This window comes from Serratia sp. PL17 (genome assembly GCF_017832355.1).
Lineage (GTDB): Bacteria > Pseudomonadota > Gammaproteobacteria > Enterobacterales > Enterobacteriaceae > Serratia.
The window spans coordinates 834,597-859,496 of record NZ_JAFIBY010000001.1 but is presented as its reverse complement, the minus strand read 5'-3'; the positions used below and the strand labels follow the sequence as shown (position 1 = coordinate 859,496).

Sequence of the window (24,900 nt, the reverse complement as noted above, 5' to 3'; positions counted from 1 at the left end):
TTATTGACCGCTCAATACGCGTGCCGGATCAATACGGCTGGCACGCCTGGCTGGATACCAACTTGCCAACAGGCTGAGCACCAACGCCGTCACCAGTACAATCAACACGTCCAGCCAGTGCAACTCAGAAGGCAGGAAGTCGATGAAGTAGATATCGCCCGACAGGAATGAATGCCCCATCAGTTTTTCCACTCCTTTAATGATGTTGGTCAGTTGCAACGACGCGATAACCCCCACCACGACCCCGCTGACGCTGCCCACCAGCCCGGCCAGCAGACCGTACCAGATAAAGATGGCGCGAATAAAGCCGTCTTTGGCACCCAGAGTACGCAGCACCGCAATATCACCGCTCTTGTCTTTCACCGCCATCACCAACGTGGAGACGATATTGAAACAGGCGACGCCGATCACCAGCACCATTGCCAGATACATGATGGCGCGAATCATCTGAATATCACGGTACATGTAGCCATAGGTACCAATCCAGCTCTTGATATAAACATAAGCGTTGGTGACTTCGCCCGCATCGCGCACCAGCTTATTGGCGGCAAACACATCGTTAACCTTGATGGCAATCCCCGTCACGCTGTCGCCCATATCCAGATATTGCTGAGCGTCGGCCAGGGGCACCATCGCCAGGCTGTGATCGAGCTGGCCACTGAGCTGCAAAATACCCGTTACGTGCAAACGGATACGCTTCGGTTGCAACAGCTTCATTTGCGGATCGCTGTTAGGGATCATCACCGTCACATAGCTGCCCTGCTTGACGCCCAATGCATCAGCAACGCCCTTACCCAGGATCACCTGCTGCTCACCGCTTTTAAAATTAGCCCAGGCATCGCCTTGGACGTATTTCGGCAACGCACTGAGTTGGTTTTCCTGCTGCGGATCAACCCCTTTGACCCCGACCGCACGCAGTTGCGCGCCATTTTCCATCAGGCCGGTAAAGTTAATATAAGGCGCGGCAGCCGCTATGCCTGGCACTTTTTCTACCCGTTGCAGAATCGACGGCCAATCTTTAAATGGCTGTTTCACCGGTTCGATTTCGCCATGGGGGACCACGGCCAAAATACGGTTTTTCAGTTCGCGCTCAAAACCATTCATCGCGCTCAGGCCAACAATCAGCACGGCAACGCCCAAGGCGATCCCGATGGTGGAGATCACCGAGATCAACGACACCATGCCACCGCGCTTGCGCCCACGGCTGAAACGCAGAGCCGTCAGAAAGGAAAGTGACGCACCCGCCATTACTCAGCCCCCAACAGGGTCAACTGGGCCTGCAGATGGCCGTCGGCCATTTCCAATTGGCGGCTAAGACGCTTCGCCAGTTGCAGATCATGGGTTACCACCAGGAACGCCGTACCCTGGCGCACGTTCAACTCACCGAGCAGATCAAAGATGCTGTCGGCCGTACGTTTATCCAAATTACCGGTCGGCTCATCCGCTAACACCAACGACGGGTTATTCACCAACGCACGCGCAATGGCCACGCGCTGGCGCTCACCGCCGGACAATTCTGAAGGCCGGTGCTTGCTGCGTTTTGCCAACCCGACCGCCGCCAGCATCTCCAGCGCTTTTTCTTGCGCCTGTGCCGGCTTTATACCGCCGATCAACAGCGGCATTGCGGCGTTTTCCAGTGCAGTAAAGTCCGGCAACAGATGGTGGAACTGATAGATGAAGCCAAGCTGGCGGTTGCGCAGCTCGGCTTTGGCCGCCGAAGACAAGGTATTCATTGACTGACCTTTGTAGATCACCTCGCCGGAGGTTGGGGAGTCCAGCCCCCCCAACAGGTGCAATAAGGTACTTTTGCCGGAGCCTGAACTACCGACAATCGCCATCATCTCGCCCGGCTGCATAGCAAAACTGACATTGCGCAGTACGTCGGTATGCAGGTTGCCTTCCTGATAGGTCTTGCACAGGTTGTCGCACTGCAACAAAAGATGGTTACTCATAACGTAAAGCCTCAGCGGGTTGTACGGCGGCAGCGCGCCATGAAGGGTAAAGCGTGGACAACAGGGAAACCGCCATCGCCGCCACGGCAATGATCGTCACCTGCAACGGGTCAACCGCCACCGGCAACGATGCGCCGTCAATCAATGCGCCAAGAATCGGCATCAGATTATTCAGGTTGGTGGCCAGTAGCACGCCTAACAGCGTGCCGAGCAACGAGCCGATAATGCCCGCACTCGCGCCCTGCACCATAAACACCGCCATGATTTGTCGACGTGTCAGGCCCTGTGTTTGCAAAATGGCGACTTCACCCTGCTTTTCCATAACCAGCAGACCGAGTGACGTAATAATGTTGAACGCCGCCACTGCCACGATCAGGCTGAGCAGCAGCCCCATCATGTTTTTCTCCATGCGCACCGCCTGGAACAACTCGCCTTTACGTTCGCGCCAGTCTTTCCATTCGGTGCCCTGAGGCAATTTTTGTTGGCTCAGCGTGTCAACCGTCAGCGGCTGTTGCAGGAACAAACGCCACCCCGTGATATTGCCTGCCGGATAGCGCAGCAGGCGTGAAGCATCCTGCTGATTGACCAGCATCTGGGTACCATCAACTTCACTGTTCGCATGGAAAGTGCCGACCACAGTAAACAGACGTTGAATGGGAATGCGGCCCATCGGCGTAAATTGGCTGGCGCTCGGCACCATCACCCGCAGCGGATCGCCGCGTTTGACGCCAAGCTGCCCGGCAAGCTGTTCGCCAAGGATGATATTGTACTGGCCCGGCTGTAACAGCTGCTGTTTGACGTTCACCAGAAACGGCGTCAAGGGATCAGCTTCGTCCGGGTTTACCCCTAACATAACCCCCACCGCCACGCTGCGAGCGCTTTGCAGCACCACGTCACCGGTGGTTAACGGTGCAACGCGGTTAACGCCCTGCAGCCCCTGCGCCACCGAGGCAGGAATTTGTTGCGGGTTGATCGACCCCTGAGGGCTAGTGATCAACGCCTGCGGCATCAGGCCGAGAATGTTGTTCTCCAGATCCTTTTCAAAACCGTTCATCACCGACAATACGGTGACCAACGCCATCACCCCCAGCGTAATGCCGATGGTGGAAAGCCAGGAAACAAACCGCCCGAAGCGATCTGAGGCCCGCCCGCGCATATAGCGCAGGCCAATGAATAACGCGACAGGTTGATACATGAAATCCGTTTTGTGGCCGTAGCTTAAGCAAAGTGATCAAGGATAATAAAGGCTATACCTCGTTTAGGGAACCACCCTGACGCCTTTTATTCCGCCGTTCGGGCTAACCGCAGCAGGTCACCCGGCATCTCGCTTTAACAGGTTGTAAACCGAGACCCGCGAAATACCCAATGCTTCCGCGGCCATAGTGGCCGCACCACGCAGTTGCAGATAGCCCTGCTGCTTAAGCAATTGGATCACCTGAAAACGCTGTTCGGAAGAGAGCGCGCGCGGCGCAGTGGCACAAGAAGCCGCAAAAGTGTTGATCACTGAGGCGATGTCCGACAATGAACGCGCGCCCTCGTCCGCAACCTGCGGCGCGCTCTGCACCACCGCAGTCAGCTGTTGCAGGATGGCGTTGACGCTGTTGAAGATTGAAACATCCAGGTTGAGGCAGATGGCTGCTACATAAACCCCCTGGCTGTTACGCAAGCCGATTGACGTGCTCTTGGCCGGCCGACCGTCGGGGAAAGCATTGGCATAGTTCTGTACCACATCAGGGAAATCCGGCGAGGCAATACGTTCCAGCCCCATTTCGCTGGCAGCATCGCCAATACTGCGGTTAGACAGATTATTGGCGATGGCGACAATGGCTCGCCCCGGTTGCGTGAGATCATGCAGCACCACTTCGCAGCTCGGTGCAAACATGGCCCCCAGCGCCTGAACTATTTTTTCCGCTTCACGCAGCAACAGTGCGTTTTCCTGCTTGATATCACTCATCAACTTAACCATTTGACAATAACTTTACAAAGAGTAAATTAAAATCTCCGGGTAATCAATCAACCTTTCACCAGCGCGAGGTCGTCATGAGTTCAACTCCCCATTGCATCACCGCCGCCGATATCTCTACCGCCGCAGAAATTCTGGCTGGACATGCCATCCGTACACCGGTGATGACATCTCGGCAGGCCGATAACCTCACCGGTGCGCAGCTGTTCTTCAAGTGTGAAAATTTCCAACGCGTAGGCGCCTTCAAGTTTCGCGGTGCCTATAACGCCATTGCCCAATTGAGTGCTGCGCAACGCAAAGCGGGCGTGATTGCCTTTTCCTCAGGTAACCATGCCCAGGCAATGGCACTGGCGGCACGCGAACTTGGGGTCAATGTGACCATTGTGATGCCGCACGACGCACCGGCAACCAAGCTGGCGGCAACCCGCGGTTACGGTGCCAACGTGGTGATTTACCAGCGCCACAGCGAAGACCGTGAAGCCATTACCCAACGGCTGGCTGCTGAACACCGCCTGACGATAGTGCCCCCCTACGATTACCCACAGGTGATTGCAGGCCAGGGCACCGCCACCAAAGAACTGATTGAGGACGTCGGGCCACTGGATGTGCTGTTGGTGTGCACCGGTGGCGGTGGTCTACTGGCCGGTAGCGCGGTTGCAGCCAAACACTGGTCACCGCACTGTCGGGTGTTCGGCGTTGAACCGCAGGCAGGCAACGACGTGCAACAGGCGTTTCGCAGTGGCCAACCGGTACACATCCCCGTACCGAAAACGATTGCCGACGGCGCTCAGACCCAGCAGGTGGGTGCGCTGACATTCCCCATCATTCAAGAGTACGTTGACGATATTTTGACGGTCAGTGACCCGCAACTCTGCCGGCAGATGCGTTTCTTTATGGAACGGATGAAAATGGTGGTCGAACCGACCGGTTGCCTGGCCGCAGCGGCAGCAATGAATTCGCTACTGGATCTGCGCGGCAAAAAAGTGGGGGTGATCGTCAGCGGCGGTAACGTTGACGTCGATAAAATCCACGACTATCTCGCCCTGGCTGCACAAGAGTAATGCCATTGAGTGGTTAAACATTCGCCATTAGACCGCCGCGCCGCGCTTTTATCTATGTCAGTTTATTGCCCAGTGGGCTAGTATTACCGGCTAAAGGCGCGGTGTTATTTCTGCCGGGGCGAAATTTAATACATTGATTAAAGATACCTTAATGAGCATCTCCGATAACCCTAAGCGTGCTGCATCCTCATCCTCCCGTTATTCTTTGCCTGAGCGTGCTGGCGACTTGCGCCAGTTGGGGCAACTGACCGGCTCGGCCTGCGCCGTAGAGTGCGCCGAGATCATCGAACGACATAACGGGCCGGTGATGTTGATCGCCCCGGACATGCAAAATGCCCTGCGGCTGCGCGACGAAATTCAGCAGTTTACCGATCAAATGGTGACCACTCTGTCGGACTGGGAAACCCTCCCCTACGACAGCTTCTCACCGCATCAGGAAATCATCTCCGCACGCCTGTCGAGCCTGTACCACTTGCCGACCATGGTGCGCGGCGTCATTATCCTGCCGGTCAATACGCTGATGCAGCGTGTTTGCCCGCACGAATTCCTGCACGGCCACGCGCTGGTCATGAAAAAAGGCCAGCGCCTGTCACGCGACAAACTGCGTGCCCAACTCGAGCAAGCGGGCTACCGCAGTGTCGATCAGGTGATGGAGCACGGTGAGTTCGCCACGCGCGGCGCGTTACTTGATCTGTTCCCGATGGGGAGCGAAGAGCCCTATCGCATCGATTTCTTCGACGATGAAATCGACAGCCTGCGCACCTTTGATGTCGACAACCAGCGCACTCTGAGCGAAGTCGACGCGATCAACCTGCTACCGGCCCATGAGTTCCCAACCGATAAAAATGCCATCGAGCTGTTCCGCAGCCAGTGGCGCGAGCAGTTTGAAGTGCGCCGCGACGCCGAACATATTTATCAACAGGTGAGTAAAGGCACCTGGCCTGCCGGTATCGAATACTGGCAGCCGCTGTTCTTCAACCAACCGCTGCCGTCGCTGTTCAGCTACCTGCCAGGCAATACGCTGATCGTCAATACCGGCAATCTGGAAAGCGCCGCCGAACGCTTTTGGCAGGACGTTAACCAACGTTTCGAGAGCCGCCGTGTCGATCCGATGCGCCCGCTGCTGGCGCCGGACAGCCTGTGGCTGCGGGTTGATGCATTGTTTAGCGAGTTAAAAGCCTGGCCGCGCATGGCGCTAAAAACCGAGGAATTGCCAGCCAAGGCCGGTAACACCAATCTGGATTACCGCGCCCTGCCGGATCTGGCGGTGCAGGCCCAGCAGAAAGCCCCCTTGGACAATCTGCGCCGCTTTATTGAAAGCTTTGACGGCAGCGTTATCTTCTCAGTGGAAAGTGAAGGCCGCCGGGAAACGCTGCAAGACCTGCTAGGCCGCATCAAGCTCGGCACCTCGTTGATCCAGCATCTCGATCAGGCCGAGCCGGCCGGCCGTTACATGATGGTCGGGGCTTCCGAACGCGGCTTCCTCGACGGTATGCGTAACCGGGCCCTGATCTGCGAAAGCGATCTGCTCGGCGAACGCGTCAGCCGCCGTCGGCAGGACAACCGACGGACCATTAATACCGACGTTCTGATCCGCAACCTGGCAGAACTGCACCCGGGTCAACCGGTGGTACATCTGGAGCATGGCGTTGGGCGCTACGTGGGGTTAACCACGCTGGAGGCCGGTGGCATCAAGGCCGAATACCTGATCTTGTCCTATGCCGGTGAAGACAAACTGTACGTACCGGTTTCTTCATTGCATCTGATCAGCCGCTATGCGGGTGGCGCAGACGAAAATGCCCCGCTGCATAAACTGGGCGGTGATGCCTGGTCGCGCGCACGACAGAAAGCGGCCGAGCGGGTACGGGACGTGGCAGCAGAGCTGTTGGATATCTACGCCCAACGCGCGGCTAAAACCGGTTTCGCGTTTAAACATAACCGTGAGCAATATCAGCTGTTCTGTCAGAGCTTCCCGTTTGAAACCACACCCGATCAGGAGCAGGCGATCAACGCCGTACTGAGCGACATGTGCCAACCCCTGGCGATGGACCGCCTGGTATGTGGCGATGTCGGCTTCGGCAAAACCGAAGTGGCAATGCGCGCCGCGTTTCTGGCCGTTGAAAACGGCAAACAAGTTGCAGTATTGGTGCCGACAACGTTGCTGGCGCAGCAGCATTTTGACAACTTCCGCGATCGCTTCGCCACCTGGCCAATCCGCATCGAGATGATGTCACGCTTCCGCAGCGCTAAAGAACAGCAGCAAGTGATGGACGACGCCGTTGATGGCAAAGTTGACATTATCATTGGTACCCACAAATTGCTGCAAAGTGAACTGCGCTGGAAAGATCTGGGGCTGCTTATCGTTGACGAAGAGCACCGTTTCGGTGTTCGCCATAAAGAACGCATCAAGGCGATGCGTGCCGATGTGGATATCCTGACGCTGACCGCCACGCCGATCCCGCGCACGCTGAATATGGCCATGAGCGGCATGCGTGACCTGTCCATTATTGCCACCCCACCTGCCCGCCGTTTGGCAGTAAAAACCTTTGTCCGCGAGTACGACAGTTTGGTCGTCCGCGAAGCCATCCTGCGAGAAGTGCTGCGCGGAGGCCAGGTTTACTACCTGTACAACGATGTAGAAAACATTGAAAAGGCAGCAGAAAAACTGGCAGAGTTGGTGCCAGAGGCGCGCATTGCCATCGGTCACGGCCAGATGCGCGAACGCGACCTGGAACGCGTGATGAACGACTTCCACCACCAGCGTTTCAATGTGTTGGTCTGTACCACCATTATTGAAACCGGCATCGATATCCCCAGCGCCAATACCATTATCATTGAGCGTGCGGATCGCTTTGGGCTTGCGCAGTTACACCAGCTACGCGGCCGCGTCGGGCGTTCGCACCATCAAGCTTACGCGTATTTGCTGACGCCAAATCCAAAAGCCATGAGCACCGACGCCCATAAACGCCTGGAGGCCATCGCGTCACTGGAAGATCTGGGTGCCGGCTTTGCGCTAGCCACTCACGATCTTGAGATCCGTGGCGCAGGTGAACTGTTGGGTGAAGATCAAAGCGGCCAGATGACCACCGTCGGTTTTTCACTGTATATGGAACTGTTGGAAAGTGCGGTTGATGCGCTTAAGCATGGGCGTGAGCCTTCGCTGGAAGATCTCACCAGCAACCAAACCGAAGTGGAGCTGCGTATGCCTGCCCTGCTGCCGGATGATTTCATCCCCGACGTTAACACCCGCCTGTCGTTCTATAAACGTATTGCCAGCGCGAAAAACGACGGTGAACTGGAAGAGCTGAAAGTGGAGCTGATTGACCGCTTCGGTCTGCTCCCCGATCCGGCACGTAACCTGCTGCAATGTGCGGCTCTGCGTCAACACGCCCAAAAACTGGGTATCAAACGCATAGAAGGTAATGAACGCGGCGGGTTTATTGAGTTTGGTGAGAAAAACCTGGTTGACCCGGGTTATTTGATTGGTCTGCTACAGAGTCATCCGCAAATCTATCGTCTGGATGGACCAACCAAGCTGAAGTTTATGTTGGACCTGGCCGACCGTCAGAAACGCCTGAAGTTTACCGAAGAGTTACTGACCGCGTTCCGCGAGCATACCTTGGCAGCCTGAATCACTCCCCTCCTGTGAATATCAGGAGGGGATCATTCGTGGCGGAAACCCGCACCAAGCGGTGAGAGTTGCATCAGCCGGCTGCACACCACCTGATTTTTCCCCCTGCGTTTGGCGTCATACAGCGCTTCATCCGTGACCTCAATCGCTTTATCAACCACCATACCGGGCAGATACAACGACGCACCGATAGACACCGTGATGTGTGCCTCATCACCGTCGTCCAGTACAAACGCGGTGGCCTCAACGCTACGTCGGATACGCTCCGCTACCCTACCAATCGTCGCCGGATCGTAGCTGGCCGTAATAACAATAAACTCCTCACCGCCATAACGGCCGACGAAATCGTCGCTGCGTACGCTGTTTTTTAACAACGCCCCCACTCGCGCCAACAGTATGTCCCCAACCAAATGGCCATAGGTATCGTTGATGTGTTTGAAATCATCCAAATCGAGGATCATCAACCCACAGGGACGACGCTCCACGTGTTGTAACATCAGTCGGTAGTCCACACTGGCGCGGTTACTGAGATGAGTAAGACTGTCGGTGGTGGCTTTATCACGCATAGAGAAATACGCGTGGATGTGCCGTTCCTTGAAGTTGATCGCATGGTAGCAAATGGCCAAACACAGGGCAGAAATAGCCTGGTACAGCAATACGTCTGGCCACAGTTCCCACATATCCACAAAAAACCAGACTACCGCGATGCGATACAGTGCAATGATGCAAATGGTGAGATAGAACACCCGATTCGTCTTTCTCAACCAAACGCGCGACAGCATTAATGGAAGAATGATCGAGCCGATAAACAGGTTATCAACGGTAAAACCCCCACTCAACACCAGCGACATCAGATAGCAGGCCAGCCCACTGACGGCACCACCATAAAACGTCACTAATATCATCGGGATCATGGCGAAGCTGTAATGCACGTCACCGACCAACTCCAACTTGTCCTGATTGAGAAAAAAAACCGCCAGGCCAGCCAGCACGCCAAAAAGCAGGCGTTTCCACAGCTCGGAATGGTAGGAAAAGGGGGCGTTCTTGCTGAGAGCAAAATAGCTGATGGACAGTGTGGCATAGGTAATGCAGGCGTCACTATACAAGGCGGGAATTGACACAACGTAAGTCATAAATATTCGCTATGCTCCACGAGAATAACAGGGTGATTAAACAATAAATGTTGAGAACCAATCCCTGTCTCATCCAGCTCAGCATCGGAGATATTACACAGATTAATAATAGATTAGCAGTTCTATGTTATTTCCAAGGTATCTATCCCCTGCGTCCGGTTCAGGATAGTCTGTTAGCGACCAAATGAGGGGGGTGAAAACCATGAATACTGATGATGAATTGCACGCGCTTACTGAACAGGAAACGGCGTTAGCCTTTAACCATTTTGATCATAATACTGCCTGGGAATTGGGCTCCGCACTGAAATCCGCCGCAGAACAACGCAGTCTGTCGATCGCCATAGAAATCCAGTTGGCGGGGCAGACTCTCTTTTACTATGCCATGCCTGGCACTACCCCTGATATTGCAGACTGGGTGCGGCGTAAACGCAACGTGGTAAACCATTTTCACAAGAGCTCTTATGCTATTGGCCTGCGTTTGCAGCAGCGGCAATCAACACTGGAAGAACGATACGGGCTGAGTGTTCGCGACTATTCGGTTCATGGCGGTGCCTTCCCCGTCAATTTAACGGGTCTCGGCTGCATCGGTACCATCAGCATTTCTGGCGCACCACAGCTGGAAGACCATAATCTGCTGGTTGGCACCTTAGCCCGCTTTCTTGGGTTATCCTTGCCCGCCGTGCATTAAGGGGTAAAAATAGCATTATTCAATTTAGACTGGCCGTTTAAGCCACGGCCAGTCTACTATCGGGTGTTAATCGGCATTCTAAAAGAGTATAACTCCGATTTTTAGCACGGCATTGATGTACATCTATGAATCATTGCCATAACAGGCGTATGGTGTCTATCAGCTATTCGAGACGGACCTTTTCCGGCCCGCCATTCCGTTCTCTTTTATAGACTTGGTTTGCACCTTAGATGAAAACGCATGAAATTAACGGCATCCGGCCGTTCAGCGCGCTGGTAGATGCCTGCTGGCGGGAACCTTACTCTCTGCAACGCCTGCTTAAAGACGCCATTGCCGGCGTTACTGTCGGCATTATCGCCATCCCGTTGGCGATGGCGCTGGCCATTGCCAGCGGCGTCCCCCCTCAATACGGGCTTTACACATCGGCCGTCGCCGGGATTGTGATCGCCATCAGTGGCGGTTCACGCTACAGCGTGTCCGGCCCTACCGCCGCTTTTGTGGTGATCCTGTACCCCGTATCCCAGCAGTTCGGGCTCTCTGGGTTGTTAATCGCCACGCTGCTTTCCGGCTTGTTTCTAGTGCTGATGGGATTAGCCCGTTTCGGCCGGTTAATTGAATATATACCGCTGTCCGTGACGCTGGGCTTTACCTCCGGCATCGCCATTACCATTGCGACGATGCAGGTGAAGGATTTCTTCGGTCTGCAATTGGCCGTGGTACCTGAACACTATGTGGGTAAGGTTTACGCCCTGTTGCAGGCGTTGCCTACGTTGGACCTTGGCGATACGCTGATCGGTGCAGTGACCCTGCTTATCCTGATCTTCTGGCCGAAACTCGGTCTGCGGGTACCCGGCCATCTGCCGGCCCTGCTGGCAGGTACGGCAGTCATGGGCGTTTTGGCGATGTTTGACCACCCCGTAGCCACTATCGGCTCACGTTTCAGCTACCTGTTGGCCGACGGTACTCAGGGCCAGGGCATCCCACCTATCCTGCCGCAGTTGATGCTCCCCTGGGATCTGCCTGCGGGCGACGGCAACCCCATGGCCCTAAGCTGGCAAACCATCTCCGCTCTGCTGCCAGCGGCATTTTCTATGGCCATGTTGGGCGCCATTGAGTCCTTATTGTGCGCCGTCGTGCTGGACGGTATGACCGGTAAGAAACACAACTCTAATACCGAATTGATTGGTCAGGGTGCCGGCAATATCATCGCCCCCTTCTTTGGTGGCATTACCGCAACCGCCGCCATCGCGCGGTCTGCGGCCAACGTGCGCGCAGGTGCCACCTCGCCGGTATCTGCCATTATCCATGCGCTGCTGGTGTTGCTGGCACTGCTGGTGCTGGCACCCTGGCTTTCCTGGCTGCCACTGGCCGCCATGGCATCACTGCTGCTGATGGTCGCCTGGAACATGAGCGAGGCGCATAAGGTCGTTTATCTGCTTCGACGGGCACCGAAAGATGACATTCTGGTGATGCTGCTGTGCATGTCACTGACCGTACTGTTTGACATGGTGATTGCCATCACCGTAGGCATAGTGCTGGCTTCCCTGCTGTTTATGCGACGTATTGCACGCATGACCCGCCTGAGCGAACTGAGCGCCGAAAACGGCCGCCTGGTGCTGCGCGTAAATGGCCCGTTGTTCTTCGCCGCCGCCGAGCGCATTTTTAATGAACTCCTGGTGCGCAGCGAAAGCTATGACGTGATTGTGTTGCAGTGGGATGCCGTACCGGTGCTGGACGCCGGTGGCCTGGATGCCCTACAGCGCTTTATCGAGGCCCTGCCGCCAGGCAAGCAGTTGGCGATCACCGACATGCCTTTCCAACCATTGAAAACGCTGGCGCGGGCGCGGGTACAACCCATTGAGGGGAGACTGCATTTCTACGCAACGCTACCTGAAGCATTGGCGTCACACGTAGCCTAACAAAACAAAAAGCCCGACAAGTCGGGCTTTAAACCATAGCGGGCACAGCAGCTACGCCCCTGCAAAGAGCACGTTTAGTTGCTGGTATCCAGCTCTGGGAAGCTCTTCACCAGCTCGTCGATGGCTTTCATCTGCACCAGGAACGGCTCCAGCTTGTCCAGCGGCAACGCAGACGGGCCATCACACTTGGCACTGTTTGGCTCTGGGTGCGCTTCAATGAACAGCCCCGCCAAGCCAACCGCCATACCCGCACGCGCCAACTCGGCAACCTGCGCACGACGGCCACCGGAAGCTGCGCCAAACGGATCACGCGTTTGCAGCGCATGGGTGACGTCAAAGATCACCGGATGACCACCGGTCACATTTTTCATCACGTTGATGCCCAGCATGTCGACAACCAGGTTATCGTAGCCAAAGTTACTGCCGCGATCACACAAGATCACCTGATCGTTACCGCCTTCCTTGAACTTGTCGACGATATTACCCATTTGCCCAGGGCTAACGAACTGTGGCTTCTTGACGTTGATCACTGCGCCGGTCTTGGCCATTGCTTCCACCAGGTCGGTCTGGCGAGCCAGGAAAGCGGGCAACTGGATAACGTCAACGACTTCGGACACGGGCTGCGCTTGTGAAGCTTCGTGCACGTCAGTGATAGTTTTCACGCCGAAGGTTTTTTTGATTTCTTCGAAGATTTTCATCCCTTCTTCCAGGCCCGGACCGCGGTACGAATGGATAGAAGAACGGTTGGCTTTATCAAAAGAGGCTTTGAAAACGTAAGGGATACCCAGTTTCTGCGTCACGGTGACGTAGTGTTCGCAGATGCGCATCGCCAGATCGCGCGATTCCAGCACGTTCATACCGCCAAACAGCACAAACGGCAGATCGTTCGCTACGTTGATGTCACCAATGCTAACCACTTTCTGTTTCATGCTTTCGCCTTTGTTGATGTTAAATCAAATGAATTAATGCAGCGTAACCTGTTTCGGTTCAATCGAGTGGATCTGTATTTTGATCACTTCGCTGACCGGATCTTCAGGACACTGTTCGACAAAATAGTTAAGATCGGAAATGGCGATATGGTTGCATTCCAATTGGGCGTAAATCAGCCCGCGATCGCGAATTTCGTAAGGATCATCAGGATCGAAGCACAGCACCGTTTCGCTGGCGCGCAGCGCCATTTCCATCTGTTTTTCTTCCATCAGGGCAGCTTTCAGCGTATCGAGCATCTTACGCACCACCATGACGTTTTCTGACTCATCGAGATCGTCGTCTTCCAACTCGGCGGCCAGACCCAGGTTGCCCTTGATCCACACTTCCAGTTGGTGTTCGTTCAGCGTCTCGCCGTTCAGCGGATTAATCAGCCACATTTCGTCATCCAGCCAGTCTGCTCGCAGGATCAACTGAGTGGGGAAAATCACCGGCAACAGCGGTAAACCCAAGTGCGCGGCAATATGCAGGAAAATGGTGCCAAGTGAAACTGGCGTCCCCTGCCGTCCTTCCAGCACTTTATCCAGCCAGATAGCGTCAGACAGACGATACACGCCGCTGGCACCACCAAAACCCCAGGTTTTGAAGAACAATTCAATGAGCGCGTCCAGTTGCTGTTCCTGGCTGAGATCCTGCGGCACCGCCGCTCGCGCGTCGTCGACCAGCTGTTGCAGCTTACGTTCGACCTCGACGGCGGGGAAATCACGCCGTACGGACTGCGATACCAGGATCACGCCCTCGCTCAGCAGCGAGGTGTTAAATTCAAAATCAGCAATGCTACTCATAAGTATCCCATCAGAAACGGTATTTTCGTCGTGGCAAGTTTAATTATCAGGTACAAACAACCCAACGCCAACACAAACGCCAGTGTGCGCAGGTTCTGGCTTTTGGTCTTTTTGCCCAATGCGACGTAGCCAAGCAGGATATAGATAATAACGCCAAACACCTTTTCGGTCAGCCATGAGTCCATACCCAACAGCGGATAAAACTTGAACATCACGACCAACGCAATGCCACTGACGAACAACACCGTATCATTTATGTGCGGTGTTATCTTCACCCAGCGCTTGTTCATCATAGCTGAATTGCGCCACTTCCAGAAGAAACGCAATACAAACAAGACAATACTGATGGTTACCGTCAACAAATGCAGATGTTTTAACGCCGAGTAGACTGCCATATTGCTTCCTTTTATTTATTCGCTGTGTGCTTATACCCGCCGTCTTTCACGCTGCGGCGTTGTTATCTACATTCACGCATCCCGGTGACTTGCCTGAGCCAACATCAGGAAACGATCGAAACTTGCTGCCAGGTAATACCGTGAAAGCCAGAGGCCAGCGTTTTGTTGGTTTTCAGTTACTGCTGCGGCCATTGACCAAACGTCACCCGATCGTTGTCACCGTAATCACGGCGCGTGGCGATCGAAATAAAACCGGCGGCATGCAGCAACGCTCGTACGCTCTCACCTTGCTGCCAGCCATGTTCCAGCAAAAGCCAGCCCTGTGGCTGCAAATGCAGTGGCGCCTGTTGCACAATAGCGGATAAATCTGCCAATCCATGCTGCTGTGCGACCAGCGCACTGCTAGGCTCAAAACGCACGTCGCCCTGTGCCAGGTGTGGATCGGCTGCGTCAATGTACGGAGGATTGCTGGCAATCAAAGCGTACGTTTGGCCTGTCAGGGGCGCAAACCAACTGCCTTGAAGAAATTGCACATTGCCGATCGCCAGCTTCTGCGCATTATGCTGTGCCAGCGCCACCGCCTCAGGCTGCAAATCAACGCCCGTCACGCTACAGTCCGGGCGTTCGCTGGCCAACGCCAGCGCAATGGCGCCAGTGCCGGTACCGAGATCGAGGATGGTGCAAGGGGACGGTGGTAGACGCTCCAACGCCAGTTCTACCAAGCATTCGGTGTCTGGACGAGGGATCAGGGTCGCGGGGGATACCGACAGCGGCAGAGACCAAAACTCCCGCTCGCCGATCAGATACGCCACCGGCTCGCCGCGTTCACGGCGCACCAGCAGCCTTTCCAACTGTTCCTGCTGTTGATGCGTCAGCAGCGTTTCACCAAACGCCATCAGGAAGGTTCTGGCCCGGCCCGTCACAAAACCCAATAGGATTTCGGCATCACGCCGGGCGCTTTCACTTTGCGTCAGACGGGCAACCGCCGCCCTCAGCCAAGATTGATAATCCATTACTCGGGCTCTGCGGACAGCGCAGCAAGCTGGTCGGCCTGGTATTCCTGCACAATCGGCTGGATCAACATGTCCAGCTTGCCTTCCATGACCTCATCCAGACGGTACAGCGTCAGGTTGATACGGTGGTCGGTCACTCGCCCCTGAGGGAAGTTGTAGGTCCGGTTGCGATCGGAACGGTCGCCGCTACCCAACAGGTTACGGCGCGTTGATGCTTCCGCCTGCTGACGCTTGGCCATCTCGGCAGCACGGATACGTGCGCCCAACACCGACATCGCCTTGGCTTTGTTTTTGTGCTGTGAACGCTCATCTTGGCATTCCACCACAATGCCGGTCGGCAAGTGAGTAATACGGATTGCCGAGTCGGTGGTGTTAACGTGCTGGCCGCCGGCACCAGAAGAACGGAAGGTATCGATTTTCAGATCGCCCGCGTTGATCTCTGGCAGTTCCGCTTCCGGCACGGCCGGCATGACAGCCACGGTACAGGCAGAGGTATGAATTCGCCCCTGCGACTCGGTTTCCGGTACACGCTGCACGCGGTGACCACCTGATTCAAATTTCAATTGGCCGAAAACGCCGTCGCCAGAAACCTTGGCAATCACTTCTTTATACCCGCCATGCTCACCTTCGTTGGCGCTCATGACCTCGACACGCCAGCGACGCGTTTCGGCATAACGGCTGTACATACGGAACAGATCGCCGGCAAAGATCGCCGCTTCGTCACCCCCGGTACCGGCACGGACCTCCAGGAAGCAATCACGCTCGTCATCGGGATCTTTCGGCAAGAGCAGCAGTTGCAACTGCTGCTCCAGCTCTTCCGTCGCCGCCTTGGCCTGCTTCAGCTCTTCCTGCGCCATTTCGCGCATTTCAGGATCGTCCAGCATCATTTCCGCCGTTGCCAGGTCGTCCTGCACCTGACGCCATTCCAGGAAACAGCGGCTAACGTCGGTCAGCTGTGCATATTCGCGCGATAACGCGCGGAACCGATCTTGGTCGGCAATAACGCCGGCATCGCCGAGCAACGCCTGCACTTCTTCATGGCGCTCTTGTAACGCTTCCAGTTTGGCAACAATAGAAGGCTTCATGCGTGGTATTAAACCCTGTTAAAAGAGAAAACTAATGCTGATCCAGCCCGAGGCTGTCGCGTAATAATTGCAACCGCTCCACGTCGCCATCGCCGGCGGCCTGTTGGAGGGATTTGGTAGGGGCATGAATAAGGCGGTTGGTCAGCCGGTGGGCCAGTTCGTGAATAACCTGTTCCACGTCGGCGCCTTGCGCAATGGCAGCCAAGGCTTTGGTTTCCATTTCTGCACGGATCTGATCGGCCTGCGAACGGTAATCGCGGATGGTTTCCACCGCGCCCTGTGAGCGCAGCCAGGCCATAAAATTGGTGCTTTCCTGCTGAACGATCGACTCCGCCTGCACTGCCGCGGCCTTGCGCTGCGCCAGATTGCTTTGAATGATGGCGTGCAGATCGTCCACGCTGTACAAATAGGCGTTAGCCAGTTTGCCCACTTCGGGTTCTATATCGCGAGGTACGGCAATATCCACCAACAGCATCGGTTGGTTACGGCGCGCTTTTAGCGCCCGCTCCACCATCCCTTTACCGATGATCGGCAGCGGGCTGGCGGTAGAACTGATAATAATGTCGGCGTCCGCCAAACGTTCGTCGATCTCCGGCAGCGTAATGACTTCTGCGCCGACTTCATCCGCCAAGAGTTGGGCACGTTCGCGGGTACGGTTAGCGATAATCATGTGCCGTACTTTGTGCTCGCGCAGATGACGCGCCACCAGCTCTATCGTCTCGCCTGCGCCGACAAGCAGCACATTCAGTTCAGCAAGCGATTCGAAGATTTGTCGTGCCAAAGTACAGGCGGCGAAAGCCACGGATACGGCACTGGCACCAATTTCAGTTTCGGTGCGCACGCGTTTGGCAACAGAGAAGGATTTTTGGAACAGACGTTCAAGCTCACCGGACAGTGACTGACCGCGTTGTGATTCAGCAAAGGCTTTTTTTACCTGCCCGAGGATCTGCGGCTCACCCAGTACCAACGAATCCAACCCACTGGCCACACGCATCAAATGGCTAACTGCGTCATTACCGTGGTGCCAATACAGGCTTTTACTCACTTCTTCCGGGCGCAGATGGTGGTACTCACACAGCCAGGCAACCAGCTGTTCGTGAATATGTTCCTGTTGTTCCACGCTAAGGTAAAGCTCGGTACGGTTGCAGGTAGACAACACGACACCGCCCTGCACCAACGGTTGTTGGAGCAAGCTGGTCAGCGCCTGTTCGATTGACTCTGGAGAGAAGGTCACCCTTTCACGCAGAGAAACCGGAGCGGTTTTGTGATTTATACCTAACGCCAGCAGGGTCATTGCTTCGAGTAATACTTCTTTTGGTACGGGTTCTCGTTGAACGGCATTCTACTTGATGCGCGGGATCAATAAAAGTCACAACCGCATCTTCCGTTCAATCGCTGAAATAGTCAGCACCAATTGATTAATCTATAATAAATACAGCAGGATAAATAACAATTTGACGATATATCATACTGAATTTTAGTGCAGCATGCGATATTGCGCACAGTATTCGGTAAAACATACACCCTGAGTATACCGGTAGCGATCAAACATCCGGTGATTACCAGCCCAAAGTGCCGCAACGAAAGCTAGGATCTAAAAGGAATGAGACCTGTTGGCAAAAAACATGTTTAGCCTGAAGGTAGAAAAATGCAGAGCCCGCAAAGCATAACAACGAAATAATAATCCGTACTGAAAGCTTCATACTCGTGTGTCCTCCCGGCGATAAACACTCACATCATACCCTTCACGACATCAACTAAACGCCAACGACAAGCGATCGGCTGCCCAGAGATATTCTTGTGTTCGCAGCGGCAGGGTTGAGTGATTGTGTTAATCTTAATAGCAAACGCTGCGCATAACCCCGAGCCACATCGCCGTGACAAAGCCGGGAAGATTCAACGCGATGCAGCAAAAAATTGACTCGCCTGCGCAGCCCCGCTAGCGTAAACGGTGATACCACGGTTTCGCTGTGCGTGCCCGTAAGGACAAAAGGACAAGAGAAAGTTATGCCAATCCGCAAAGTTAGTTTGCTACGCCTGATCCCGCTGGCCAGCCTGGTGCTGGCTGCCTGTACCACCACCAAACCGTCCGGCCCGGCAACCAGCCCAACGTCGCCGCAGTGGCGAGCCCATGAACAAGCGGTGCAACAGCTTGATCAGTATCAGACCCGTGGTTCTTTTGCCTATCTGTCAGACCAGAAAAAAGTCTACGCTCGTTTCTTCTGGCAACAGTATTCGCCTGAACGTTATCGCCTGCTGCTGACCAACCCGCTTGGCAGCACTGAGCTTGATCTCAACGTACAGAAAAACGTGGTGCAGTTGACGGATAACCAGGGCAAACGCTATGTCAGTGACAATGCCGAAGAGATGATCCGCAAACTGACCGGCATGGCCATTCCGCTGGACAACCTGCGCCAATGGATGCTCGGTCTGCCAGGTGAAGCCAACGACTTCAAGCTGGATGACCAATACCGTTTGAACTCGCTGAGTTACCAGCAAGGCAGCCAGACCTGGACCGTGGACTACCAGGATTACAACAACAGCCTCACACCACAGTTACCAAGCCGCCTCGAGCTGAAACAGGGTGACCAACGCATCAAGCTGAAAATGGATAATTGGACACTCAAATGATCCGTCAGTGGCCAGCACCCGCTAAACTCAATTTGTTTTTATACATCACAGGGCAACGCGCCGACGGTTACCACCTGCTGCAGACGCTGTTCCAATTTTTGGATTACGGCGACACGCTGACCATCGACGTGCGGCAGGATGAACATATCCGCCTGCTGACGCCTGTCGAAGGCGTGCCGGACGAACAAAACCTGATCGTCCGTGCTGCACGGTTATTGCAGCAGTATTGCGATCGCCACGAACTGAACACCGCCCCGCGCGGTGCCGACATCAGCATCGAGAAACGCCTGCCGATGGGGGGCGGGCTCGGCGGCGGCTCCTCCAATGCAGCCACGGTATTGGTGGCGTTGAACGCACTGTGGCACTGCGGCTTGAGCGATGACCAATTAGCGGAACTGGGGCTGACCCTCGGTGCCGATGTGCCGGTTTTCGTTCGGGGTCATGCCGCGTTTGCCGAAGGTATTGGTGAACAATTACAACCGGCGAACCCGCAAGAAAAGTGGTATTTGGTTGCCCATCCGGGCGTCAGCATCCCTACCCCCGTCATTTTTGGTGATGCCGATTTAAAAAGAGACACCCCGGTTCGCCCGTTAAATGTGCTGTTACAGGCAACTTACGCAAATGATTGCGAACCAATAGCAAGAAAACGTTTTCGCGAGGTTGAACAGCTTGTTTCTTGGCTGTTAGAATACGCGCCGTCACGCCTGACTGGCACAGGTGCTTGTGTGTTTGCTGAATTCGACACAGAAACCGCCGCCCGTCAGGTGTTAAATCAAGCCCCGGAGTGGATACGTGGTTTTGTAGCGCGTGGCGTTAACGTCTCTCCACTACATCGCATTCGTTCCGGGCAGATTGAGCCGTAGTTCTCGTTTCGCTGCGCAGAGTCGTTCACACCTGGCCCTGTAATCCCTGCGCCGCTGCGGTTCAAATTGTTTTTTTACACACCCGTATGATATTGCGCCGGCGTCGCTAACTGCCCCTTAGCGGAGGCCGAATGATAATATCTTCTCTGGACGCATGCCTGAGGTTCTTCTCGTGCCTGATATGAAGCTTTTTGCTGGTAACGCCACCCCGGAACTAGCACAACGTATTGCCAACCGTTTGTACACCAGCCTTGGTGACGCCGCTGTAGGTCGTTTTAGCGACGGCGAAGTGAGCGTGCAAATCAACGAAAATGTACGCGGCGGTGATATTTTCATCATCCAGTCCACCTGTGCCCCTACCAACGACAACCTGATGGAACTGGTTGTTATGGTAGATGCCCTGCGTCGCGCCTCCGCAGGTCGTATTACTGCTGTTATCCCTTACTTCGGTTATGCCCGCCAGGATCGCCGCGTGCGTTCTGCTCGTGTGCCAATCACGGCCAAAGTTGTAGCCGATTTCCTCTCCAGTGTAGGGGTTGACCGCGTTTTGACGGTGGATCTGCACGCTGAACAGATCCAAGGCTTCTTCGATGTTCCGGTAGATAACGTGTTCGGTAGCCCGATCCTGCTGGAAGACATGCTGCAACAGAATCTGGAAAACCCAATCGTGGTTTCCCCAGACATCGGTGGCGTAGTGCGCGCCCGCGCTATCGCCAAACTGCTTAACGATACCGATATGGCTATCATCGATAAACGCCGCCCACGTGCGAACGTTTCCCAGGTGATGCACATCATTGGTGACGTGGCAGGCCGTGACTGCGTGCTGGTCGACGACATGATCGACACCGGTGGTACCTTGTGTAAAGCAGCTGAAGCGTTGAAAGAACGCGGTGCCAAGCGCGTATTTGCCTACGCGACACACCCGATCTTCTCCGGTAACGCTGTGGAAAACATTCGCAACTCGGTGATCGATGAAGTGATTGTCTGCGACACTATTCCGTTGTCACCAGAAATCAAAGCACTGAAAAACGTACGTACTCTGACGCTGTCTGGCATGCTGGCTGAAGCCATCCGCCGTATCAGCAATGAAGAGTCAATTTCTGCAATGTTCGAGCATTAATCACTTCTCTTTTCGGTGCGGCCCCCTGCCGCATCGTCTTGATGAGTTGCCCGACAGCAGAAAAAGAAAAACCCGTTGGTGCATATGCAGCAACGGGTTTTCTACGGGTAGTCGAACATGACCTTAGACCTTAATGCGTGGCAGGTGTCCTTTGCCTAATGCTAGCTCCCTTTTATCTTTTTAATCAATGTGACGGACGATGATTATCGTTACGGCAACGTTTATCAAAGTGTTTTACCCACCAGTAGCGATCAGCCACCTGCTCACGACCGCCAATACGGGCACCGACCAGCCATAGCAACGCCCCCACGAAAATACTCATGATTGCGCCATGGGCGAAAAATTGCGGTAAATTGAACTGAGATACTTCAGCAACAATGGTGTATCCGACGCCGCCGACCATCACGATCAGCCCCAGCCCCATAAAAAAGTTGCCCATTCTGTCCGCGTTTCTGCGTTTCATATGCCACCTCCATAGTGCCATTTGCCAACTGGGATAACTCATTAACTGGTTAACCCACTTTGATAAGTTGAGTATAGCCTCTGCCCCGGCAAGATGATTGAGGAAGTGATCACAAATGGTAAAGAAAACATGACAAATCTTTACCCTATACGAGTCATTAGCTAACAAATTGAATGGTTCCGCTAATGAATTAATCTTTCTTCTCGCGATAACCGTACATCGGTGCTGAGTATGCATCAGGATTTTGTCATTCGGTGTGTGGACGGGTAGACTAATGCCCTTTCCAATAAGTCGATCAAAGCGAATCCCCCAGTGAGCAGTATTAAATTGATAGTCGGCCTGGCGAATCCAGGCGCTGAATATGCCCAGACGCGCCACAATGCCGGTGCCTGGTACGTCGATTTACTGGCCCAGCGCCATAATCAGCAGTTGAAGGAAGAGAGCAAATTCTTCGGCTACACCGCCCGTCTGAATCTGGCGGGCAATGACGTACGCCTGCTGGTGCCCACCACCTTTATGAACCTCAGCGGCAAAGCTGTGCTGGCCATGGCCAATTTCTACCGCATTGAGCCAGACGAAATCCTGGTGGCACATGATGAATTGGATATTCCACCCGGTGTCGCAAAAATCAAACTGGGTGGCGGCAACGGCGGCCATAACGGACTGAAGGATATTCAGAACAAGTTTGGCAATAACCCGAATTTCTACCGCCTGCGCATCGGTATTGGTCACCCGGGCGATAAAAACAAAGTGGTGGGTTTCGTGCTTGGCAAGCCACCGGCCAGCGAGCAAAAAATGATTGATGAAGCGATCGATGAAGCGGCGCGTTGCACCGAGCTCTTGCTGACGGACGGATTGGAAAAAACCGTTCGCCGCTTGCACAGCTTCAAGGCGCAGGCCTGATAGTGAACAATTGCAGCGGGCATCGCGCCCGCTGCTGGCTGCGTTAGGTTCTCAATTTGAAGGTTTCTTCGCCAACATTCGCGTCATCGGTTTGGTAACCCTCCTCAGCCACGTAATATTGGGGATCGTCCAGTTCGTGGCTGCAAAACGGGCCAGCTTGTTTCAACAGGCGTACGCAGTCGCTGCTCAAATGACGTAGCCGAATCGATTTCCCCGCCGCCAAATAGCGCGCCGTCAGCTTATCAATCGCCTCAACCCCGCTGGAATCCATCACTCGGGTACCGGCAAAATCCAACACCACATTTTGCGGGTCGTTTTTGGGTTCGAACAGTTCGGCAAAGGCCGCTGTGGAACCAAAGAACAGCGGACCGTCCAACTGATATACCGCAACCTCGCCTTCCACCTGATGCTGACGCACACGAATACGCGCCTGCTGCCAGGCAAACACCAACGCCGAGATAATCACCCCACTGATCACCGCCATCGCCAGATCGGTAAAGATAGTAATCAGGGTGACCAATAGCATCACCAACGCATCCGCTTTCGGCATTCGGCGTAAGCGGCGCAGCGAGCTCCATTCAAAGGTGTTGTAGCACACCACCAGCATCACTCCGGCCAGTGCCGCTACCGGCAACAGGCCGATATAGCCCGACAGGCTGACGACAAAAAGGATTAACAGCACCGCACCGACGGCACCAGAAATGCGCCCGCGACCGCCAGAGGTGAAATTGATGATCGATTGACCAATCATCGCGCAACCGGCAAAACAGCCAAACAGGCCACATACCGCGTTGCCTGCGCCTTGGGCGATACTCTCACGGTTGCCGTTGCCTTTCTTCCCGCCCATTTCATCAAGCACTGTCATGGTTAGCAGCGATTCTATCAATCCCACCAGTGCGATAACCACCGCGTACGGCAATACCACTTTCAGCATTTCCAGGTTGAACGGTGCCATCGGCAAGCTGAAATGCGGCAACGCCCCGGAGATATCTGCCAGATCGCCCACCCGCAGGGTATGCAGGTTAAACCCAATAGCCAGAGCCGAAACCACAATCAGCGCCGCTAACGAGGCTGGAATAACCCGCGTTAACCGCGGGAATAACACCACCACCAGGATCGCCAGAGCCACCAGTCCGTACATCAGCAGCCCCTGCCCTGCAATCATATGCAATTGTGCCAACATGATGACGATCGCCAGGCCATTCACAAAGCCGTGGATAGCAGGCAGTGGCACCAGCCGTATAAACTTACCAAGACGGAACACGCCGATCAGAATCTGGATAACCCCGGCGAAAATCGTCGCCCACAACACATAGGCCATACCCTGTTGTGCAGCCAGGCTCATCAATACAACCACTATCGAACCCGCTGCGCCCGAAACCATGCCCGGCTTGCCACCAAACAGTGCGGTCACCAGACCGATAATAAACGCGGTGTGCAATCCGACGATGGGGGAAAGCCCGGCGACCAGCGAAAAGCCGACCGCCTCAGGTATCATTGAAACTGCCACGACAAAGCCCGCCAGAACCTCGTTCTTGACGGCTGACAGCCTGAAATTGTTCAGGTTAAACATGGAATAATCACTTCTGACAGATAAAACACATTCCCGCAGCACGGGAAGCAGAACCGCATGGCGCGGCTAACCTCAGGAGGGAGTAACTCAGGGTGGACTGGGCAAGAAGTACATCCGACACGTTTCCTGTAGGTTAATCAGAAGTGTCAGTATGTGTAAATGTGATCTAAATCTCAATAAAAACCGACTGGGTTGCCACACTTCACCGCCCGTTCGCGAAAAAAACGCCATGGCGTCGTCCGTTTTGCGGCCCATTGAATTGCGTGTGCTGATGAAAACGGCCAACTGAATTCTCAAGCCAAATCCTTCATCCTGGGGTTCAGGCGTGCAGAAAGGACCCTCTGAGGCAGCCAATAGATTCACATTCATCACCCGCCCCCTAACTTTCAACGGAAATGAATAAGAAAATGACGACAGTAATAACGGCAACAACGGAAATATAAAAATACAGAACCCATTCGTGATATGAAAATCAAGATGACTGACCAAGAAAAATTAATAAATTCAATTTAAAATAACACCGCAGGCGATATTTAATAATTAAAAAACAACTTGATTAGATAACGAAAAACGTCCAACGACTCTCATAAATGTTATGTGTAAGCTGTATTCGGTGATTGCAAAACCACGGGCCAACGATAAATGCAACAAAGCACGCTAATAGGCCAATGCTCAGGAAACACCGCATTCCGCAATGCCAATTTTGGCAAATCAAGGCCCATCTACAAGGCGGAA

The 24,900-nt window shown here is 54.4% G+C and carries 21 protein-coding genes; 8 read left to right on the top strand and 13 right to left on the bottom strand.

Features of this window, described 5'->3' with window-relative positions:
- The 4 genes from lolE to JOE25_RS04205 all read right to left on the bottom strand — a co-directional run bounded on the left by lolE (position 1) and on the right by JOE25_RS04205 (position 3,906).
- Positions 1–1,248, bottom strand: a complete 1,248-nt coding sequence (gene lolE, locus JOE25_RS04220; RefSeq protein ID WP_209632860.1) for a lipoprotein-releasing ABC transporter permease subunit LolE — start codon at positions 1,246–1,248, stop codon at positions 1–3.
- Entirely contained in the window at positions 1,248–1,952 is a 705-nt protein-coding gene (gene lolD / locus JOE25_RS04215; RefSeq protein WP_209632859.1) for a lipoprotein-releasing ABC transporter ATP-binding protein LolD, read from the bottom strand. Before lolD ends, lolE begins: the two co-directional genes overlap by 1 nt.
- On the bottom strand, positions 1,945–3,147 hold the full coding sequence (lolC, locus tag JOE25_RS04210; protein WP_209632858.1) for a lipoprotein-releasing ABC transporter permease subunit LolC: 1,203 nt from the start codon (positions 3,145–3,147) through the stop codon (positions 1,945–1,947). The genes lolD and lolC overlap by 8 nt, the downstream gene beginning before the upstream one ends.
- A gap of 117 nt (positions 3,148–3,264) precedes the next feature.
- Positions 3,265–3,906, bottom strand: a complete 642-nt coding sequence (locus JOE25_RS04205) for a PAS domain-containing protein (RefSeq protein ID WP_209632857.1) — start codon at positions 3,904–3,906, stop codon at positions 3,265–3,267.
- Between the two features lie 86 nt (positions 3,907–3,992).
- Here JOE25_RS04205 and JOE25_RS04200 point away from each other — a divergent pair, with 86 nt between their 5' ends.
- On the top strand, positions 3,993–4,976 hold the full coding sequence (locus tag JOE25_RS04200; RefSeq protein ID WP_209632856.1) for a threo-3-hydroxy-L-aspartate ammonia-lyase: 984 nt from the start codon (positions 3,993–3,995) through the stop codon (positions 4,974–4,976).
- 151 nt (positions 4,977–5,127) lie between these two features.
- Positions 5,128–8,607: a transcription-repair coupling factor gene (mfd, locus tag JOE25_RS04195; RefSeq protein ID WP_209632855.1), complete on the top strand. Its 3,480-nt coding sequence runs from the start codon at positions 5,128–5,130 to the stop codon at positions 8,605–8,607.
- Positions 8,608–8,639: 32 nt separating this feature from the next.
- On the opposite strand, the gene JOE25_RS04190 is transcribed toward mfd, so the two are convergent.
- Positions 8,640–9,740 carry a GGDEF domain-containing protein gene (locus tag JOE25_RS04190; protein ID WP_209632854.1) on the bottom strand — a complete coding sequence of 367 codons (1,101 nt, stop codon included), beginning with the start codon at positions 9,738–9,740 and terminating at the stop codon, positions 8,640–8,642.
- 202 nt (positions 9,741–9,942) lie between these two features.
- On the opposite strand from JOE25_RS04190, the gene JOE25_RS04185 reads away from it, so the two are divergent.
- Together JOE25_RS04185 and dauA are read left to right on the top strand one after the other, a co-directional pair.
- The gene (locus JOE25_RS04185) at positions 9,943–10,428 is read left to right on the top strand and encodes a heme-degrading domain-containing protein (protein ID WP_209632853.1); all 486 of its coding nucleotides are present in this window, start codon (positions 9,943–9,945) and stop codon (positions 10,426–10,428) included.
- 230 nt (positions 10,429–10,658) lie between these two features.
- On the top strand, positions 10,659–12,347 hold the full coding sequence (dauA, locus tag JOE25_RS04180) for a C4-dicarboxylic acid transporter DauA (protein ID WP_209632852.1): 1,689 nt from the start codon (positions 10,659–10,661) through the stop codon (positions 12,345–12,347).
- Between the two features lie 74 nt (positions 12,348–12,421).
- Here dauA and kdsA read toward each other — a convergent pair whose 3' ends face one another.
- The 6 genes from kdsA to hemA form a co-directional block, all read right to left on the bottom strand.
- Entirely contained in the window at positions 12,422–13,276 is an 855-nt protein-coding gene (gene kdsA / locus JOE25_RS04175) for a 3-deoxy-8-phosphooctulonate synthase (RefSeq protein WP_209632851.1), read from the bottom strand.
- A gap of 33 nt (positions 13,277–13,309) precedes the next feature.
- A complete protein-coding gene (sirB1, locus tag JOE25_RS04170) occupies positions 13,310–14,119 on the bottom strand; it encodes an invasion regulator SirB1 (protein WP_209632850.1) in 810 nt (269 codons plus the stop codon).
- Entirely contained in the window at positions 14,116–14,514 is a 399-nt protein-coding gene (locus JOE25_RS04165; RefSeq protein ID WP_209632849.1) for a SirB2 family protein, read from the bottom strand. Before JOE25_RS04165 ends, sirB1 begins: the two co-directional genes overlap by 4 nt.
- A 176-nt stretch (positions 14,515–14,690) precedes the next feature.
- A complete protein-coding gene (gene prmC / locus JOE25_RS04160) occupies positions 14,691–15,527 on the bottom strand; it encodes a peptide chain release factor N(5)-glutamine methyltransferase (RefSeq protein ID WP_209632848.1) in 837 nt (278 codons plus the stop codon).
- Positions 15,527–16,612: a peptide chain release factor 1 gene (gene prfA, locus JOE25_RS04155; RefSeq protein WP_209632847.1), complete on the bottom strand. Its 1,086-nt coding sequence runs from the start codon at positions 16,610–16,612 to the stop codon at positions 15,527–15,529. Before prfA ends, prmC begins: the two co-directional genes overlap by 1 nt.
- A 31-nt stretch (positions 16,613–16,643) precedes the next feature.
- Positions 16,644–17,906 carry a glutamyl-tRNA reductase gene (gene hemA / locus JOE25_RS04150; RefSeq protein WP_209632846.1) on the bottom strand — a complete coding sequence of 421 codons (1,263 nt, stop codon included), beginning with the start codon at positions 17,904–17,906 and terminating at the stop codon, positions 16,644–16,646.
- A 713-nt stretch (positions 17,907–18,619) separates the two neighbouring features.
- On the opposite strand from hemA, the gene lolB reads away from it, so the two are divergent.
- The 3 genes from lolB to prs all read left to right on the top strand — a co-directional run bounded on the left by lolB (position 18,620) and on the right by prs (position 21,226).
- Positions 18,620–19,243 carry a lipoprotein insertase outer membrane protein LolB gene (lolB, locus tag JOE25_RS04145; protein WP_209632845.1) on the top strand — a complete coding sequence of 208 codons (624 nt, stop codon included), beginning with the start codon at positions 18,620–18,622 and terminating at the stop codon, positions 19,241–19,243.
- On the top strand, positions 19,240–20,106 hold the full coding sequence (gene ispE / locus JOE25_RS04140; protein ID WP_209632844.1) for a 4-(cytidine 5'-diphospho)-2-C-methyl-D-erythritol kinase: 867 nt from the start codon (positions 19,240–19,242) through the stop codon (positions 20,104–20,106). Before lolB ends, ispE begins: the two co-directional genes overlap by 4 nt.
- Before the next feature lie 172 nt (positions 20,107–20,278).
- Positions 20,279–21,226 carry a ribose-phosphate diphosphokinase gene (gene prs / locus JOE25_RS04135; protein ID WP_041414469.1) on the top strand — a complete coding sequence of 316 codons (948 nt, stop codon included), beginning with the start codon at positions 20,279–20,281 and terminating at the stop codon, positions 21,224–21,226.
- A 184-nt stretch (positions 21,227–21,410) separates the two neighbouring features.
- Here the strand turns inward: prs and ychH are convergent, their stop codons facing one another.
- Entirely contained in the window at positions 21,411–21,689 is a 279-nt protein-coding gene (ychH, locus tag JOE25_RS04130; protein WP_037420452.1) for a stress-induced protein YchH, read from the bottom strand.
- Between the two features lie 312 nt (positions 21,690–22,001).
- Here ychH and pth point away from each other — a divergent pair, with 312 nt between their 5' ends.
- Positions 22,002–22,592 (top strand): aminoacyl-tRNA hydrolase, encoded by a 591-nt coding sequence (gene pth, locus JOE25_RS04125; protein WP_061807756.1) that lies wholly within the window; start codon positions 22,002–22,004, stop codon positions 22,590–22,592.
- A 43-nt stretch (positions 22,593–22,635) separates the two neighbouring features.
- Here the strand turns inward: pth and JOE25_RS04120 are convergent, their stop codons facing one another.
- The gene (locus JOE25_RS04120; protein WP_209632843.1) at positions 22,636–24,165 is read right to left on the bottom strand and encodes a SulP family inorganic anion transporter; all 1,530 of its coding nucleotides are present in this window, start codon (positions 24,163–24,165) and stop codon (positions 22,636–22,638) included.
- Positions 24,166–24,900: the final 735 nt, after the last annotated feature.

What these genes read in the sequence shown, in the direction of transcription:
- JOE25_RS04190 (WP_209632854.1), bottom strand. Translation starts at nt 9,740, where the DNA reads ATGACTTACGTTGTGTCAATTCCCGCCTTGTATAGTGACGCCTGCATT.
- mfd (WP_209632855.1), top strand. Translation starts at nt 5,128, where the DNA reads ATGAGCATCTCCGATAACCCTAAGCGTGCTGCATCCTCATCCTCCCGT.
- lolC (WP_209632858.1), bottom strand. Translation starts at nt 3,147, where the DNA reads ATGTATCAACCTGTCGCGTTATTCATTGGCCTGCGCTATATGCGCGGG.
- prmC (WP_209632848.1), bottom strand. Translation starts at nt 15,527, where the DNA reads ATGGATTATCAATCTTGGCTGAGGGCGGCGGTTGCCCGTCTGACGCAA.
- hemA (WP_209632846.1), bottom strand. Translation starts at nt 17,906, where the DNA reads ATGACCCTGCTGGCGTTAGGTATAAATCACAAAACCGCTCCGGTTTCT.
- ispE (WP_209632844.1), top strand. Translation starts at nt 19,240, where the DNA reads ATGATCCGTCAGTGGCCAGCACCCGCTAAACTCAATTTGTTTTTATAC.
- JOE25_RS04200 (WP_209632856.1), top strand. Translation starts at nt 3,993, where the DNA reads ATGAGTTCAACTCCCCATTGCATCACCGCCGCCGATATCTCTACCGCC.
- lolE (WP_209632860.1), bottom strand. Translation starts at nt 1,248, where the DNA reads ATGGCGGGTGCGTCACTTTCCTTTCTGACGGCTCTGCGTTTCAGCCGT.
- sirB1 (WP_209632850.1), bottom strand. Translation starts at nt 14,119, where the DNA reads ATGAGTAGCATTGCTGATTTTGAATTTAACACCTCGCTGCTGAGCGAG.
- prfA (WP_209632847.1), bottom strand. Translation starts at nt 16,612, where the DNA reads ATGAAGCCTTCTATTGTTGCCAAACTGGAAGCGTTACAAGAGCGCCAT.
- lolD (WP_209632859.1), bottom strand. Translation starts at nt 1,952, where the DNA reads ATGAGTAACCATCTTTTGTTGCAGTGCGACAACCTGTGCAAGACCTAT.
- kdsA (WP_209632851.1), bottom strand. Translation starts at nt 13,276, where the DNA reads ATGAAACAGAAAGTGGTTAGCATTGGTGACATCAACGTAGCGAACGAT.
- dauA (WP_209632852.1), top strand. Translation starts at nt 10,659, where the DNA reads ATGAAAACGCATGAAATTAACGGCATCCGGCCGTTCAGCGCGCTGGTA.
- JOE25_RS04165 (WP_209632849.1), bottom strand. Translation starts at nt 14,514, where the DNA reads ATGGCAGTCTACTCGGCGTTAAAACATCTGCATTTGTTGACGGTAACC.
- JOE25_RS04185 (WP_209632853.1), top strand. Translation starts at nt 9,943, where the DNA reads ATGAATACTGATGATGAATTGCACGCGCTTACTGAACAGGAAACGGCG.
- JOE25_RS04120 (WP_209632843.1), bottom strand. Translation starts at nt 24,165, where the DNA reads ATGTTTAACCTGAACAATTTCAGGCTGTCAGCCGTCAAGAACGAGGTT.
- ychH (WP_037420452.1), bottom strand. Translation starts at nt 21,689, where the DNA reads ATGAAACGCAGAAACGCGGACAGAATGGGCAACTTTTTTATGGGGCTG.
- lolB (WP_209632845.1), top strand. Translation starts at nt 18,620, where the DNA reads ATGCCAATCCGCAAAGTTAGTTTGCTACGCCTGATCCCGCTGGCCAGC.
- JOE25_RS04205 (WP_209632857.1), bottom strand. Translation starts at nt 3,906, where the DNA reads ATGAGTGATATCAAGCAGGAAAACGCACTGTTGCTGCGTGAAGCGGAA.